Source organism: Nocardia sp. NPDC006982 (genome assembly GCF_042869435.1).
GTDB lineage: Bacteria > Actinomycetota > Actinomycetes > Mycobacteriales > Mycobacteriaceae > Nocardia.
In genome coordinates this window covers 55,269-70,502 of sequence record NZ_JBIAFV010000017.1, presented here as the reverse complement: position 1 = coordinate 70,502, position 15,234 = coordinate 55,269, and the positions used below count along the sequence as shown (strand labels likewise).

Genomic DNA, 15,234 nt, shown 5'->3' with positions numbered 1-15,234 from the left:
GTCAGCCCCAGACGATCGAGTAGTACTTCCACAGCGCGGCGATCAACGCTATCAGTGTGGCCGCGATGACGGCGACGGCCGGACCCTTGGTCGGGGTCTGGCCGCGAACGTCGGTGAGCCGCAACGGCATCCAGCGCAGCAGCACCACCAGTGCGACGATCGCCAGCGGCACGAAGTACCGGCCCTGGACACCGTCGATGATGTAGTAGCCGACCGGCGTGAACGACATGTACAGCGTCACGTAGATCATCGCGACGCTCGCGAGCAGCGTCAGCGCGACGATCAGTGTGCGCCGGAAGGTGGCCGTCGCGGTATTCATCCGATCCGCGATACCGATGCTGACCGCGAAGGCGAGCAGGCAGGCCAGCACCGACAGCGCGGGGACATCGATGTAGGCGAAGCCGAGTTCACCGAAGAACTGGGTGAACCACCGCTGGTCGCGCAGTGCGATGCTCTCGCCGAAGGTATTCACGAAATTCACCGGGTCGGTGAGGATTCCGTGCAGCTGATCGCCCGGACGCACCGAATTCCATTGGTGCTGCGGGCGCATCAGGCCCATGCCGTCGCCGGTCGGCGCGGCGATCTTCATCCAGACCGCGAAAGCCAGCGCGCCCAGTCCCGCGAAACCCCATGGGATGAAACGCTTCCAACCGGCCGCACCGCCGAGGGCGAACCGGTTCGTCGGCACCAGCACCACGAGCATGGCGAGCAGCACGTAGGTCGGCTTGCTGACCGGCAGCAGCAGGGTCGCACCCAATAGCGCGGCCGTCTCGGTGCGACCGAGACCATCACCCAGGAACAGTGCCTTGACCAGCAAGGCCGAAACCAGGATGGCCAGTGCGTTGGTCATGGTGTCGGCGGTGACGGTGCCCGCCTGGAAGACCGCGATCGGCAGCACGGCGACGGTGAACGCCAGCCACTGCACCCGGTGCGCGCGCAGTGCCCACAGCCCGAATCCGACCAGCGCGAGGTAGGTGGCCAGGCCCGCGAGCCTGGTCAGCAGCATCATCGCGCCGACGTTCAGTCCGAACAGCTCGGCGACCCGAATGCCGATGGCCGCAGGGATATACGGCACCGGCGAGTAGGCGGCGGTATTGGTGAACCAGACCGGCTCCTCGGCCTTGGAAACCGCGGCGCCCTCCATCCGGGCGTAGCTGCCGGGATCGGCCACCATCTGATCCGGCTCTTCCGGATTGGAGCTGTAGTCGTGCAGCGCGTAGCCCATCAGCTCGGTGATGCTGATCGGCACATCGCCGCCATAGGAGATGCCGCGCTCGTCGTGGATCCGCTGCGGCAGGAAGCCGCCGTGCGCGACCTGGTAGGCGCGACCGAACTGGGTGATTTCGTCGTGGCCCCAGAACGGCGGGGTGATCCAGGCGAACAGTGCGCCGAAGACCGTGGCGACGATGGTGAAGGCGACCGTCGCGGCGCCGAAGCGGGCCACGATCCGGCGTCCGAAATCACGTGCCGGATTCGATCTGCTCGAATCAGGTTCGGCGGCAGCGGATTCGGCTGTCGCGACATCGTTGTCCGTGGTCTCCGGTTCCGGATTCGCGGCAGTTGCGGTTCGATCCGCCGAGGTGGTCAACGCTCGGCTCCACCGGTGTTCATGTCACCACCATGCGCGTCGTCCGCGCCGACGGCCGAGTAGCGCAGGTAGACCAGCCGGGCGGCCTCGTGCCGTGAGCGCCGGATGCCGTCCAGGATCAGCCCCGCGGTCCAGGCCAGGCTGCCGAGCAGCAGCAAGGTGAATCCGAGGAACAGTGTCGGGAAGCGGGGCACCTCATGGGTGTTGTAGAACTCGACCACGATCGGAATGGTCAGGATGATCGAGACCAGCCAGCTCAGCGTGCCGAACAACCCGTAGAACGCGACCGGCCGCTCATGTCTGGCCAGGCCGATGATCAGCGCCAGGATCTTGAATCCGTCGTGGTAGGTGCGCAGCTTGCTCTCACTGCCCGCGGGCCGATCACGGAAGCCGACCGGGACCGCGGTCTGGGGGACCCGCAGATGCAGGGAATGCACGGTCAGCTCGGTTTCGATCTCGAATTCGCGCGAGACGGCAGGGAAGCTCTTCACGAATCGGCGCGAGAACACCCGGAAGCCGCTGAGCATATCGTCGACGTTCTCGCCGAACACCTTTCCGACCACGCCGTTGAGCACCTTGTTGCCGGTCTCGTGGCCGGAGCGGTAGGCCGATGCGCCCTCGTCCTGTTTGCGGACGCCGAGCACATGGTCGTACGGACCGTCGAGCAGTGTCTTGATCATCAGCGGTGCGGCCGACGCCTCGTAGGTGTCGTCGCCGTCGATCATCAGATAGATATCGGCCTCGATATCGGCGAAGGCGCGGCGCACCACATTGCCCTTGCCCTTGGTGTGTTCGTGGCGCACGATCGCACCGGCCGCGCGGGCCCGCTCGGCGGTCGCGTCCGTGCTGCGGTTGTCGTAGACGTAGACGACGATTCCCGGCACGGCGGCCTGCAGGTCGGCGACGACCTTGGCGACCGAAGCCTCCTCGTTGTGGCATGGCACCACTGCGGCAATTCGGAGCTCGGTGGAGTCCACCCGGTCAATCCTCGATGTCGGCGGTGAATGGGGAACACCGGGAGGGTACAGGGCGATACCTATTGGTGCTCACTCGGTTCACCGAGCCTACTGGGGTACCGTCGCCGGGTGTCTTACCCAGAGCAGCCCGTGTCATTCTCCGAACGGTCCGGCTCACCGCAATCGACGCCCGTCGACGAGCCGCTGACCGCGAAGGTGATTGCCGCACTGCGGCGCGGCGGCGCTTTCCTGGTGGTCGGCGGGATCGGTTTCCTCGTGGACGCGGGCACCTACAACCTGCTGGTGTTCTGGGGTGGCGAGGGCGTGCTGTACCACGCGCCGCTGCCCGCCAAGATCATCGCGATCGCGGTGGCCACGGTGGTGACCTACTTCGGCAACAAGTGGTGGACCTTCGGGCACAAGAAATCCGATAATCCCGGGCGCGAGTACCTCTTGTATGCCATATTCAATGTTGTCGCTATCGGCCTGCAACTAGGTTGTCTCGGGTTCTCCCGCTATGTGCTCGACCTGTCTTCACCGCTGTCGGACAACATCTCCGGCACGCTCATCGGCCAGATCGTCGCGGTGGTGTTCCGATACTGGGCCTACGACAAATTCGTATTCGTCGGTTCTTCGGACAGTTCGGCTAATGACAAGCAACCATAAATAGCAGGACCGCTCCGGTTCCTGGACAGGCAGCTGCCGAGCCTGATTGATATCCTCGCACCCGCCGCGAAGGCATCCAGGGGCGTGTCTGTCCCGTCGGCACCGAAACGATTTCGAGGACTTCATGGATCAGTCGGCTACCCAGGCCGTTACCGAGACAAATGACCAACCTTCGACCGCGCCCGCGTCGCTGCGCGTCGACCACCAGGCGCCCGATCGGCTGGTGCTGCAGCGCGGCATCTTCACCGGTCCGTCGGCGAAGGTGAGTGACGAGCTGTACGCCGTCGTCAAGGGTCGGGCCAATCGGGAACGCCTGGAGCTGAGACTGGAGAAGGGCGCGTCCGCGCACACCAACACCTACTTCGGGCGCTTCGCGGCCAGCTACTGGCAGCGCTGGACCACGGTCACCGAGGTGTGGGCGAGCATGGTGCTCGATGTGACCAAGAAGGCCCGCGTCCGCGTGGTCGCCTCCGATATCGCCGGGCACCGCCGGATCATCGAGACCGCCGAGATCACCACGAGCGGCCCGCTGACCCTGACCGCACCGCTGGACCAGTACGTCGACGGTGGCGCGCTGTGGCTCGAATTCGATGCCATCGGCGGCGAACTCGGCATTTCCGCGCAGACCTGGTCTGCCACCGCACCCGACCACATGCGCCCGGTCGCCATCGCGATCTGCACGTTCAACCGGGCCGCGGACTGCGCCGAGACGGTGGCCGCGCTCGCCTCCGACGCCCCGATTCTGGAGGCCATCGACGCGGTCTATGTGGTGGATCAAGGCACCGATCTGGTGGAGAACCAGGCGCGTTTCCAGGAGACGCTGCCGATCTTCGGTGACAAGTTGCGCTACATCCGGCAGCCCAATCTCGGTGGTGCGGGTGGCTTTACCCGTGGCCTGTACGAGGTGTCCGCGGTAAACGAGCACGCCGACGTCATCCTGATGGACGACGACATCCTCTGCGAACCGGAAACGGTGTTGCGGCTCAACGCCTTCGCCAATATGACCGTGGAACCGACCCTGGTCGGTGCGCAGATGTTGTTCCTGCTCAACCCGGATTACCTGAATGTCGGCGCCGAGGAAGTGCATCTGCACGAACTCAAGCACGGCCAGAAGGTGCCGAAGGCGTTGCGCAACATCAGCATGCTGAAGAAGAACCAGGAGCGCCGCGTCGACGCCGGCTACAACGCCTGGTGGACCTGCCTCATCCCGGCCGAGGTGGTCGCCGAGATCGGACTGCCGGTGCCGATCTTCTTCCAGTGGGACGATGTCGAATACGGCATCCGGGCCCGCGAGCACGGGTTCGTCACGGTGACGCTGCCGAACGCCGCGGTATGGCACGCGGACTTCTACTGGAAGGACTACGACGACTGGGCGCGCTACTTCAGCACGCGCAATTCGTTGATCGTCGGTTCACTGCACACCGATCTCGACGGCAAAGCCATTACCCGCCAGCTGTTCCGGAGTCTGGCCGAACATCTGGTCGCCATGCAGTACGGCCTGGTGCACACCACTCTCCAGGGCATCGAGGACTTCCTGCAAGGGCCGAAGGTCCTGCGCGACGGTGGAATTGCCGCGCTGGCCGCCGCTCGCACCAGTCGCGGCGACTACGCCGAGACCATCAAGCATCCCGCCGCGACCCCGCCGGTGCGCTCGGCCGATATCAATTTGCGTCGGGCCGGTGGCGAACCGAGTCGGGTCACGGCGGTGCTGATCAAGCGGGCCATCGCCCAGTGGACCGGGCGCACCCAGCACGGGCTGGTCGGCGTCACCCGCGAGGACGCGCACTGGTGGCATGTCTCGCTGTTCGACCACGTCGTGGTCACCGACGCCTCGCAGTCCGGTGTCCGGGTCCGGCAGCGCGATAAGGCGCGCGCTCGTGCACTGCTCATCCGCACCATCCGCGTCCTGCGCCGCCTGCGCCGCGAACTGCCCAACCTCACCCGGCAGTACCGCGCGGCGATGCCGGAGCTGACCAGCCGGGAGAACTGGGAGCGCCTCTACGGCATCGAGCCGAACTGAGCCGGTGCCGCGCACGGTTTGCCCGCCAGTACGAAATGATCGGGCAATCCATGCGCGGCGCGCCAAATAGTGCGCGTGACGACCGCGCTCAGCGCAATGCGGCTTCGAATGCGGCGTACGCGCCCTCGTCGAAGAGCACGAAGCGGGCTTCTTGTACGGATGTTTTCGTGTGGCGCACCGTTTCGGTAGCGATGCGGGCGCCGTCGTCCATCGGCCAGCCGTAGATGCCGGTCGAGATGGCAGGAAAGGCGACCGTTCGCGCACCCAATTCGTCTGCTACCCGGAGGGATTCGCGGTAGCACGAGGCGAGGAGGGCGGAGCGGTCTTCGGTCGCGCACCATACGGGTCCGACGGTGTGGATCACCCATCGGGCCCACAGGTCGCCCCCGGTAGTGGCGACCGCCTCGCCGGTGGGCAGGCCCTTGCCGTAGCGCGATGCGCGCAGATCGCGGCAGGCGTCGAGAATCGCCGGTCCACCAGCGCGATGGATTGCGCCATCGACGCCGCCACCACCGAGTAGAGAAGAGTTGGCCGCGTTGACGATCGCGTCGACCCGCTGTTCAGTGATATCGCCCCGGCGAAGGATGATCGTGGCGGTACCGGGAGCGCCCGAGATCAGGTGCCTGGCGCGCCCTTCGAGTAGCGGCATCAACGCTTGCCGCCAGGCATCGAGACTGACCATCCCGCTCGACATGCCGCCGTGCGCGAACTCCGGTCGATGCACGCTGGCGGGTGCGTTTTTCGCACCGAGACGCAACCCGACGACTTGCTCGAAGCTGTCGTGCAGCAGTGCGATCAACTCGGTGGTAGTCGACGGCGGGTCGAGATCTACGAGTCGACTCCGCATTTCTTGCCAGACGTAGGGATCGCCGCGCAGCCCCCACCCTTCGGGCTCCGGTTCGAAGAGCGCGGCCAACGTTGGTTTACCGGTCACGATAGCGACGGTAGCGGGCTGACAGCCCGAAGGTGGCCCGGGGTGGACCACCTTCGGGGTCGGCGTCAGAGGAACAGGTCGGTGGTCAGTTCGGCGTCGCCGGGGACGACGCGGTACTTGTCCAGATCGGTAATGCCGTGTGCGGCCAGGACTTCGTCATCGAGGAAGAAGTTGCCGCTGGTCTCCTTCGACGGTGAGGTGAGGACCAGGTAGGCGGCATCGGCGTAGATATCGGGGGTGCGGGAGGTGGCGATCATTTCCTCGCCGCCGAGCAGATTCTTGACCGCGGCCGTGGCGATGGTGGTGCGCGGCCACAGCGAGTTGACGGCGATACCGTCGCCCTTGAGCTCCTCGGCCAAACCCAGTGTGGTGAGCGACATTCCGTACTTGGCGATGGTGTAGCCGAGCGCCATGCCCGCCCATTTCGGGTCCAGGTTGAGCGGCGGGGACAGGGTGAGGATGTGCGGGTTGCGGCCGGCCGCGGCGGATTCGCGCAGCGCGGGAATGCTGAGCTTGGAGAGCAGGAAGCTGCCGCGGCAGTTGATGTCCTGCATCAGGTCGTACTTCTTCATGGAGATGGCGTCGGTGGGGGACAGGTCGATCGCCGAGGCGTTGTTGACGACGATGTCGATGCCGCCGAACCGCTCGACGGTCTGGCGCACGGCCTCGGCGACCGACTCATCGATGCGCACATCGCCGACGAACGGCAGTACGGTTGCGCCCGCCGCCTCGAGTTCCGCGGCTGCGGTATGGATGGTGCCGGGCAGCTTCGGATGTGGCTGGTCGGTCTTCGCGATCAGGGTGATATGCGCGCCGTCGGCGGCGGCTCGTTTGGCGATCTCCAGACCTATGCCACGGCTGCCGCCCGACATGATCATCGTCGCGCCCGCGAGCGGCTTCGATCCCGGTTCCGTCATGACCTGCTCCTGTCGTCCAGGCCGCGGGTGGGTGCGCCCGCGACCGTGCCGACCCGTTCGAGCGACCGGCGAGCAGTCGCCGACGGGTGTTGTGCACGTCAAGGGTAACCCAGGCCCCTATGCAACCAGTTGCATAGGTTGGTCGAAGAAAGGGCGCCGGAGCCCCCGACGCCCTTTCGTCGCTGTCAGATGCTGGATGCGCCGGCGATCAACACGATGTTCAACAGGATCATCAATGCCACGATGCCCCAGCTGATGTAGATGAAGATGGCGCCGGGCGTCTTCTGCGGAACCGGGCCGATCGCACCGTTGAGGAAGATGACCGCGGGCGGCTTGTAGTAGAACCGTGCGCCCTGACCTTCCTGAATCGCGGCCGTCGCATTCGCCGGGCCCATATCGAACAGCCAGGGCGTGGTCACCTTCACGTGGTACTGCCCCGGGCCGACCGGAATATGGTTCTGACCCCACCGCGTATTCGGCACCCGCTGACCGTTGATCAGGATCTTCGGCTTGGTGATCGCCAGCAGGAAGGCGAACCACTCATAGGAGGCCTCGACGGTGATGCCCGGCGGGGCGGGCGCCTGCTGCGGAACCGGCTGTCCGTAGGGCGCCTGGCCGTACGGCTGCTGCCCATAGGGCTGAGCAGGCTGACCGTACGGCTGCGGCGGTACGGGCTGGCCGTACTGCGGCTGCGGAATATGCGGCTGACTGCCGTACGGCGGTTGCGGCACCTGTGGTTGGCTGATCGGTGGCTGCCCCGCGGGCGGCGCGTATTGCGGTGGCGCACCGTAGGGATTCGGCGCGCCCTGCGGCGCCGGCTGACCATATGCGGGCTGTCCGGGCCATTGCCCGGGCTGGCCCTGTGGCGGATACCCGCCGGGGTAACTCATCGGAACCCTCCCGTTTAGCGATTTGTGCGTGCCGACCCTACCGTGATTCCGCGGAATCAGCGTTTCGAGCTTCTCTCCTGGTAGAACTGCCGCTGCTGCTTGCGGATATCGCGCCACACCTTGGCCCGTTCGGCCTGCAGCCGCTTATCCGATCGCGCTGCCATCCAGGCGTTTTCCCGTTCGAGTTTGCGGTAGCTGTCGAAGCGCCGCTGGGTGAGCACGCCGCCGTCGATGGCTTCCTGTACGGCACAGCCGGGTTCGCCGTTGTGCGCGCAGTCGTCGAATCGGCAGTGCGCCGCGATGGATTCGATATCGCTGAAGGTTTTCTCGATGCCTTCCGCGGCATCCCAGAGTCCGATGCCGCGCAGTCCGGGCGTATCGATCAGCGTGCCGCCGCCGGGCAGCGGCCGCAGCTCCCGATGCACTGTGGTGTGCCTGCCCTTCTTGTCCGCCGCGCGAACGGCGTTGGTGGCGAAGACTTCCTGGCCGAGCAGGGCATTGGCGAGCGTCGATTTCCCGACGCCGGACGGACCGATCAGCGCGACGGTGCCGTCGAGCATCGCGGTGAGCACATCGAGTCCGAATCCGGTATCCGCACTGACCGCGAGGGCCACCGCGCCGGGCGCGACGGACTGCACTTCGTCGAGCGGAATATCCAGCGCCGCATCCGCTTTGGTGAGCACCACGATCGGCTGTGCGCTGCTCTCCCACGCCAGTGCGAGCATGCGCTCGATCCGACCGAGGTCGATATCGCCGTCGGCCGCACTGCAGATCAGCACGGTATCGACATTCGCGGCGAGCACTTGGCCCTGTGCGCGCCGGTCGGCGGCCGAGCGCATGATCGTGCCGCGGCGCGGCAGCAGTTGTCGCACATTCAGTTCGGTATCGATGCTCACCCAGTCGCCGGTGCACAGGCCGCTGATTTCGGAATCCGAACCCCGCCTGAGCGGGTCAGGCCGGGAGGAGGCAGCTTGCGTAACCACGGACGGCCCCCGCTCAGGCCAAATCAAACGCTGGCAACGGGCGCGCGTGAGTCCGGTCGGTGTCGCGACATCGCATTCACTGCGATCCATGCGGATCACCCGCGCGGGGACGCACCCATCGTGGATGAGCGAGTTGTATTCATTGGCAACGGCTTCGGTCCAGCCGTAAGGGACGAGGAGGTCGCGGTCGACCATGATGGAGGAATCCTTCGTCGGGCGCCGAGCCCGAACCGGACTCAGCGAGAGGTATCTGAGGCGGAAATTCGTGCGACAGCGTGCGTTTGCACGGCTGATCCGGGCACGACAATCCGAACGGTCCGTGTCACGATCTCCACCTCCTCACTCTTGTCTCGACGTTGCTCGCCAACTTTGGCATGGCCTGCAGACCCGCGCAATCTATTTTTCGTCGGTGGGCTTCTGATCCGGAGTCGGCTTGCCGAACTGCTCGTTGCGGCCCAGGCTGCGCAGGTGGAACCATTCGCGCAGACCGGCCGGATCGCGGCGGGTGACGAGGAAGAACCAGGAGAACCGGATCCATTCCTGGGGCAGCAGTTTGCGCATACCCGGCTGGGACATCAGGTAGCCGCGGTTGCGGTAGGTGAAGTAGCGCTTGACCGGGTCGTCCGGGTACTGGGTGTGCATGCGGCCGCCGAGGATCGGCTTGAATTCGGCGGCGCCGTTGGGATGCAGGTAGGCCGTCTGGAGACAGGTGCCGAACGCCAGACCGGACCGAACCAGCCTGCGATGCACCTCGACCTCGTCGCCGCGCACGAATAGCCGCAGGTCCGGAACGCCGATCAGATCGACCGCCTTGGCGGAGATCAGCGCGCCGTTGAAGAGCGAGGCGATGCCGGGCAGGAAGTCTTCATCGCCTAGCTCGGAACGTAGCCGCCGCCAGACCACACCGCGGCGCAGCGGGAAGGCGAGCCGGTCCGGTTCATCGATATCGCAGACCACCGGAGACACCTCGACCAGACCGTGTCGGCCCGCGCAATCCAGCAGCGTGGCAAGGACTTCCGAGCCGTCGGGGCGGCCGTCGTCGTCGGCCAGCCACACCCAGTCCGCGCCGAGGGTCAGCGCGTGCAGCATGCCGAGCGCGAAACCGCCCGCGCCGCCGAGATTGTGCGCCGAACCGAGGTAGGTGGCCTCGACCGGCTGCTGGGCGACCAGCTCCGCGACCTCGGGTTCATTGGCGTTGTCGACCACGATCAGGTGGTCCACCGGGCGGGTCTGGGAGACAAGCACTTTCAGCGATTCGGCGAGCAACTCGCGGCGCTTGTGGGTGACGACGACGGCGACGATTTTGGCGTCGGGACCGGTGCCCGCCGGGGTGCGCGCGGCTTCGATCTGTGCGGGTGAAGGTTCGTCGGAGTCGTCGTCCAGGTCGTCTGGGAGCTGCGTTGCCTGGTCGTCCGCAGGCTGAGGCGTGGATTGCGGTGTTGCGTCGTCTGCGGGCAGCGGGGTTGCGTCTGCAGGCTGCGACGCCGAGTCGTCCAAGGCCTGTGCTGCGGGGTCGTCCGCACGCTGCTGCCCCGGGGCATTCGTAGCTTGCGCTGCCGCGTCTGCGGGCTGAGGTGTTGCGTCGTGCGGCACGGCGTGGGCGCTCGAGGTCGGTGCATCGGAATCCGGCACGGAGTCGATCGGGCCCTCGCGCCCCGCGTCGATCGGGGCGTTGCGCCCGGTCGGCTCACTCATGCCTGATTCCGCTCCAATTCTCGCTCGGTTCCCATTTTCCGTTCCGCTTCCATTTCGCGCAGCACGGTGGCGACGTGATTGCCCGCGTCCGGGCCCTCATAGGCACGCACCACTTCTTCGATACCGCCGCGCAAACGGATCTGCCCGTGGTCGATCCACATGGCGGTATCACAGAGCTGGGCGAGAAATTCGTTGGAATGGCTGGCGAACACCAGGATGCCCGAGCGGGCCACCAGTGATTGCAACCGGATCCGAGCCTTCTTCATGAATTCGGCATCCACCGCGCCGATACCCTCGTCGAGCAGCAGGATCTCCGGATCGATGGAGGTCACCACGCCCATCGCCAAGCGCACCCGCATACCGGTGGAATAGGTGCGCAGCGGCATGGACAGATATTCGCCGAGTTCGGTGAATTCGGCGATCTCATCGATCTTCGACAGCATCTGCTTGCGCGTCTGTCCGAGGAAAAGCCCACGGATGATGATGTTCTCGAAGCCGGAGATTTCCGGATCCATACCGACGCCGAGATCGAATACCGGCGCCACCCGGCCGCGGATGCGAGCGCTGCCGCGCGAGGGTTCGTAGATTCCCGAAAGCAATCGCAGCAGTGTCGATTTGCCCGCGCCGTTATGTCCGACCAGGCCGACCCGGTCGCCTTCTTTCAGCGAAAGGGTGATGTCGCGCAGCGCCTCGACCACCACAACGTCGGACTGATTGCGGCCGATCGCACCACCCGCCTTGCCGAGGAATGCCTTTTTCAGCGATCGCGATTTGGCGTCGAAGATCGGGAACTCGACCCACGCCTGGCGGGTTTCGATACTCACATGGTCGGTCATCGGGCCCGATCTCCTATACCCAGTACGGCACGCGCGAACGGTACTGCTTCATGGCGAAGATCGCCACGATCCAGCCGACTACCGTGATGGAGCCGACGATCACCCAGTGATACAGGTGCTGATCATCGCCGAGCAGCGGTGCGCGGACGATCTCCAGGTAATGGAACGTCGGCACGATTTCGGCCAGCTTCGCGCGCTCGCTCACCTGACCACCCTGTTCTGCGAGGCTTTTCGTATTCCACATGACCGGCGTCAGCACGAACAGCATCAGCGTGAGGCTGCCGAGGATCGGCGCGATATCGCGGTAGCGGGTGCTGAAGATGCCGAACACGATCGAGACCCACATCGAGTTGAGGAACAACAGCCCGAGCGCGGGGATCGCGAAAATGGCGGTCCAGTGCAGTTTTTCCCAGACGCCGAATGCGAACAGCACCACCAGATAAATCAGCATGTTGTGCGCGAAGAACAGCAACTGCCGCCACACCAGGCGATAGACGTGCACGCTCAGCGCCGACGGCAACTGTTTGATCAGTCCCTCATTGGCGATGAAGACATCCGAACCCTCGAGGATGCTGGCCTGGATCACATTCCAGACGATGATGCCGACGGCCACATACGGCAGATACGACTTGATCGACTGGCCGAGCAGCGCCGAGTACAGAATGCCGATCGCGGCGGCCTGCACACCGGTCGCGATGGTGATCCAGAACGGGCCGAGCACCGAGCGTCGATAGCGCTGTTTGATGTCCTGCCAGCCGAGCGAGAGCCAGAGCTCGCGCTGCGTGAAGCCGCCGCGGAAGTCTTTGAACGCGCGCCCGAAGGTCTGCGAGTCCGAGACGATCGCGCTCGCAGGCGCGACGGTCTCCTCCGACGCGGGCGTTTCCGCGTCGGAGCTCACCGGATGCTCCGGCGCGGTGTTCTCTTCAGGAGGCACGGAGGTCTCATCGGAACTCTCGTCGGTACGCGCTTGGCTGGTATCTGAACGCACTGAACCCTCTTCAGGACGATCCGAGCTCTCATCGGGACGCGCCGTATTCACATCGGGGACCGAGTCGGGGCGGGCGGCAGCGGACGGCACGGTGCTCGACACTACCCTCGCAATTTCCCGCGGCGTGAGCGGCAGGGCCCGGAGGCGGTAGCGAAGCGTAACCACGTAGGGCCCCGCGATCGCCGCAAATCAGACACCCCCGACCCGGCTGGCACTCGACTCGGATCTGGTCAGAGATATTGTCCGGAGCCGCCGATCGGCGGGTTCGACTGGCCCCCGCGCGGGTCGGTCGCGTGGATGCCGGGCGGCAGCGCACCCTGACGCATCTGTTCCAGCTGCGCGCGCGCCGCCATCTGCTGGGCGAACAGCGCCGTCTGGATGCCGTGGAAAAGACCTTCCAACCAGCCGACGAGCTGGGCCTGAGCGATCCGAAGTTCGGCATCCGACGGCAAGGCGTCATCGGTGAACGGCAGCGTGAGCCGCTCCAGTTCCTCGCGCAATTCCGGGGCAAGACCCTGTTCGAGTTCGCGCACCGAGGATTTGTGGATCTCGCGCAGCCGGGTCCGGCTGGCATCGTCGAGCGGAGCCGCGCGGACCTCTTCCAGCAATTGTTTGATCATGGTCCCGATGCGCATGACCTTCGCGGGCTGCTCGACCATATCGGCGAGCGATTCCTCGACGTCGTCCTTATTGTCCGCATTGTCGGATTTCTCATCACCGTTGGTAACGACCTGCGCGGTGAAGGGCATGTCCGAGCCGGACTCGACCGGAATAGCCAGCGGCCGGCCGTCGGGTCCGATCACGACAATGGATTCGGGTGCTCCATCCGATTGCGTCATGGTCCCCATCATGTCGCGTCCGCCGCGAACGCGCTAAGTCGGTCGCCCTTCGATCAGGTCACCGGGTCGGTGCCGCGGCGCAGAGGCGGCGTCTATTCTGTTCGGGTCGTGTGGTTCGGATTTGGGTGAAAGTCGGTTGCCATGCTGAGTCCCAGTTCACTGCACCCCCGCCTGCGGGTGAGGGGGAACGCGGTTACCCAGCCTCGCCCGCTGCCCTTAGAGTGGCCAACATGACTTACGACGTCGCGAGGGTTCGGGGCCTGATACCGTCCCTCGGCGACGGCTGGATCCATCTCGACCCGCAGGGCGGAATGCTGGTTCCGGATTCGGTATCTCGTGCAGTATCAACAGGTTTCCGAACCTCATCGTTTTCCCACATCGGCCGCAATGGCGCCGCCGTTCGCAGTGCCGCGATTCTGGATGCGGCGCGCGAGGCCGTCGCGGATCTCGTCGGCGGTGATCCGGCGGGCGTCGTGCTCGGACCGGACCGCGCGGTTTTGCTGGCCTGGTTGGCGGAGTCGCTGAGTTCGCGACTCGGCCTCGGCACCGGGATAGTGCTGTCGCGATTGGATGATGAGGCGAACGTCGCGCCGTGGTTGCGGATCGCGAATCGCTACGGCGCGCATGTGCGCTGGGCCGAGGTCGAGATCGAGACCTGTGAGATGCCGTCGTGGCAGTTCGAGGAATTGATCGGCCCGACCGCCCGGCTGGTCGCGCTGACCGCCGCGTCGCCGATCGTCGGTTCGGCGCCCGCGGTGCGGGTCGCGGCGGATCGGGTGCACGAGGTGGGTGGTCTGCTCGTCGCCGATTGCTTCGGTGCCGCGCCCTATGCCCTCATTGATATCGATGAACTGAATGCCGATGTGGTCGCGTTGAGCGCCCCCGCCTGGGGTGGTCCGCAGATCGGCGCACTGGTCTTCCGCGATCCGGCCTTCCTGGACCGTATTCCGTCGATGTCGTTGAACCCCTATGCCAAAGGCGCCGAACGCCTCGAGGTCGGCGGCCACCAATACGCCCTGCTCGCCGGCTTGACCACCTCCATCGACTTCCTCGCAGGCTTGGACGAGCGCGCCCGCGGCACCCGCCGCGAGCGCCTGGAAATCTCCATCACCTCGCTGCAGGACTACCACGACCAACTGTTCGAGCACCTGATGGACGTGCTCGACAAGATCTCCAACCTGACCGTCATCGGCCGCGCCTCCACCCGCATCCCCACCGTCAGCTTCACCATGGCAGGCATGCAAGCCGAGAAGGTAGCCGCCAAACTCGCCGACGCCCGCATCGGCACCTTGAGCGGCGTCCACGGCGGCAGCCGATTGCTGGACGCCCTCGGCGTCAACGACGAGGGCGGCGCTGTAACCGTCGGGTTGGCCCCGTACACAACGAAATTCGAGATCGATCAACTCGGCCGCGCCCTCGCCGCCCTGGAGTGAGTCCGGGCGCTGCCGGTAGTCAGTATCGCTTCGGCTGCCCCCACTGATTGCTCGGTCGCTCCGGCATCGCGTCGCCGCCCTCGCGTGGCGCGACCGCGTCGGCCGGCGCGATGAAGTCCAGATAGATCCACTGCCCGTTGGTCTCGACCGGCACCTCGATACTGGCCACCCAGCGCCCGTCCACGAGCCGATGCCAGGCCCGCTGCCTGGCCGCCATCCGACCGGACAAGACCAGGCCGTACTTCTTCACCCGCGCCGATACCTCGCGGGTGGGCGATCCATCCGGCGGAAGCACACGATCGATGTCGACGTAGATCGGCAGCAGCGGTGAGTACGGCCGCCAGACGTCTCGATGTCGATTATCGAACATACATTCGAGTATGGCATCGATGATATGTCACGCAACTGTCCGGGGCGCATCGATCCGGATCAGCTGGACGCCACACCGCGGCTACAACGAGACCGACCACTGTGACCACGACAGGTGCC

General features: G+C 65.5%; 14 protein-coding genes. 3 read left to right on the top strand and 11 right to left on the bottom strand.

The window, feature by feature from the left end; genetic code table 11:
- Nucleotide 1 precedes the first annotated feature (1 nt).
- Together ACFYOW_RS40400 and ACFYOW_RS40395 are read right to left on the bottom strand one after the other, a co-directional pair.
- A complete protein-coding gene (locus tag ACFYOW_RS40400) occupies nucleotides 2-1,588 on the bottom strand; it encodes a DUF2142 domain-containing protein (protein ID WP_387295786.1) in 1,587 nt (528 codons plus the stop codon).
- Nucleotides 1,585-2,565 carry a glycosyltransferase gene (locus tag ACFYOW_RS40395; RefSeq protein WP_387295784.1) on the bottom strand — a complete coding sequence of 327 codons (981 nt, stop codon included), beginning with the start codon at nucleotides 2,563-2,565 and terminating at the stop codon, nucleotides 1,585-1,587. The genes ACFYOW_RS40400 and ACFYOW_RS40395 overlap by 4 nt, the downstream gene beginning before the upstream one ends.
- Nucleotides 2,566-2,673: 108 nt before the next feature.
- On the opposite strand from ACFYOW_RS40395, the gene ACFYOW_RS40390 reads away from it, so the two are divergent.
- Together ACFYOW_RS40390 and ACFYOW_RS40385 are read left to right on the top strand one after the other, a co-directional pair.
- The gene (locus tag ACFYOW_RS40390) at nucleotides 2,674-3,210 is read left to right on the top strand and encodes a GtrA family protein (protein ID WP_387295782.1); all 537 of its coding nucleotides are present in this window, start codon (nucleotides 2,674-2,676) and stop codon (nucleotides 3,208-3,210) included.
- Between the two features lie 124 nt (nucleotides 3,211-3,334).
- Nucleotides 3,335-5,230: a glycosyltransferase gene (locus ACFYOW_RS40385; RefSeq protein WP_387295780.1), complete on the top strand. Its 1,896-nt coding sequence runs from the start codon at nucleotides 3,335-3,337 to the stop codon at nucleotides 5,228-5,230.
- 88 nt (nucleotides 5,231-5,318) lie between these two features.
- Here the strand turns inward: ACFYOW_RS40385 and ACFYOW_RS40380 are convergent, their stop codons facing one another.
- The 8 genes from ACFYOW_RS40380 to ACFYOW_RS40345 form a co-directional block, all read right to left on the bottom strand.
- Complete coding sequence (locus ACFYOW_RS40380; protein WP_387295936.1) at nucleotides 5,319-5,879, bottom strand: O-acetyl-ADP-ribose deacetylase; 561 nt, start codon at nucleotides 5,877-5,879, stop codon at nucleotides 5,319-5,321.
- Between the two features lie 350 nt (nucleotides 5,880-6,229).
- Nucleotides 6,230-7,081, bottom strand: coding sequence for an SDR family oxidoreductase (locus tag ACFYOW_RS40375; protein ID WP_387295778.1), 852 nt, complete (start codon nucleotides 7,079-7,081; stop codon nucleotides 6,230-6,232).
- A 185-nt stretch (nucleotides 7,082-7,266) separates the two neighbouring features.
- The gene (locus ACFYOW_RS40370) at nucleotides 7,267-7,971 is read right to left on the bottom strand and encodes a hypothetical protein (RefSeq protein WP_387295776.1); all 705 of its coding nucleotides are present in this window, start codon (nucleotides 7,969-7,971) and stop codon (nucleotides 7,267-7,269) included.
- 56 nt (nucleotides 7,972-8,027) lie between these two features.
- A complete protein-coding gene (gene rsgA, locus ACFYOW_RS40365) occupies nucleotides 8,028-9,149 on the bottom strand; it encodes a ribosome small subunit-dependent GTPase A (RefSeq protein WP_387295774.1) in 1,122 nt (373 codons plus the stop codon).
- Between the two features lie 201 nt (nucleotides 9,150-9,350).
- The gene (locus ACFYOW_RS40360) at nucleotides 9,351-10,301 is read right to left on the bottom strand and encodes a glycosyltransferase (RefSeq protein ID WP_387295934.1); all 951 of its coding nucleotides are present in this window, start codon (nucleotides 10,299-10,301) and stop codon (nucleotides 9,351-9,353) included.
- A 344-nt stretch (nucleotides 10,302-10,645) separates the two neighbouring features.
- On the bottom strand, nucleotides 10,646-11,485 hold the full coding sequence (locus tag ACFYOW_RS40355; protein WP_063039778.1) for an ABC transporter ATP-binding protein: 840 nt from the start codon (nucleotides 11,483-11,485) through the stop codon (nucleotides 10,646-10,648).
- Between the two features lie 13 nt (nucleotides 11,486-11,498).
- Entirely contained in the window at nucleotides 11,499-12,383 is an 885-nt protein-coding gene (locus ACFYOW_RS40350; protein WP_387295932.1) for an ABC transporter permease, read from the bottom strand.
- A 320-nt stretch (nucleotides 12,384-12,703) separates the two neighbouring features.
- Entirely contained in the window at nucleotides 12,704-13,312 is a 609-nt protein-coding gene (locus tag ACFYOW_RS40345; RefSeq protein ID WP_387295772.1) for a bacterial proteasome activator family protein, read from the bottom strand.
- 230 nt (nucleotides 13,313-13,542) lie between these two features.
- Between ACFYOW_RS40345 and ACFYOW_RS40340 the strand changes: the two genes are divergently transcribed.
- On the top strand, nucleotides 13,543-14,745 hold the full coding sequence (locus ACFYOW_RS40340; RefSeq protein WP_364480075.1) for a cysteine desulfurase-like protein: 1,203 nt from the start codon (nucleotides 13,543-13,545) through the stop codon (nucleotides 14,743-14,745).
- A 19-nt stretch (nucleotides 14,746-14,764) separates the two neighbouring features.
- On the opposite strand, the gene ACFYOW_RS40335 is transcribed toward ACFYOW_RS40340, so the two are convergent.
- The gene (locus ACFYOW_RS40335; RefSeq protein WP_387295770.1) at nucleotides 14,765-15,115 is read right to left on the bottom strand and encodes a hypothetical protein; all 351 of its coding nucleotides are present in this window, start codon (nucleotides 15,113-15,115) and stop codon (nucleotides 14,765-14,767) included.
- Nucleotides 15,116-15,234: the final 119 nt, after the last annotated feature.

Bases quoted from the DNA above. Each gene is read 5' to 3' on its own strand.
- ACFYOW_RS40385 (WP_387295780.1), top strand. From the start codon at position 3,335: ATGGATCAGTCGGCTACCCAGGCCGTTACCGAGACAAATGACCAACCT.
- ACFYOW_RS40380 (WP_387295936.1), bottom strand. From the start codon at position 5,879: ATGCCGCTACTCGAAGGGCGCGCCAGGCACCTGATCTCGGGCGCTCCC.
- ACFYOW_RS40375 (WP_387295778.1), bottom strand. From the start codon at position 7,081: ATGACGGAACCGGGATCGAAGCCGCTCGCGGGCGCGACGATGATCATG.
- ACFYOW_RS40370 (WP_387295776.1), bottom strand. From the start codon at position 7,971: ATGAGTTACCCCGGCGGGTATCCGCCACAGGGCCAGCCCGGGCAATGG.
- rsgA (WP_387295774.1), bottom strand. From the start codon at position 9,149: ATGGTCGACCGCGACCTCCTCGTCCCTTACGGCTGGACCGAAGCCGTT.
- ACFYOW_RS40355 (WP_063039778.1), bottom strand. From the start codon at position 11,485: ATGACCGACCATGTGAGTATCGAAACCCGCCAGGCGTGGGTCGAGTTC.
- ACFYOW_RS40345 (WP_387295772.1), bottom strand. From the start codon at position 13,312: ATGACGCAATCGGATGGAGCACCCGAATCCATTGTCGTGATCGGACCC.
- ACFYOW_RS40340 (WP_364480075.1), top strand. From the start codon at position 13,543: ATGACTTACGACGTCGCGAGGGTTCGGGGCCTGATACCGTCCCTCGGC.
- ACFYOW_RS40335 (WP_387295770.1), bottom strand. From the start codon at position 15,115: ATGTTCGATAATCGACATCGAGACGTCTGGCGGCCGTACTCACCGCTG.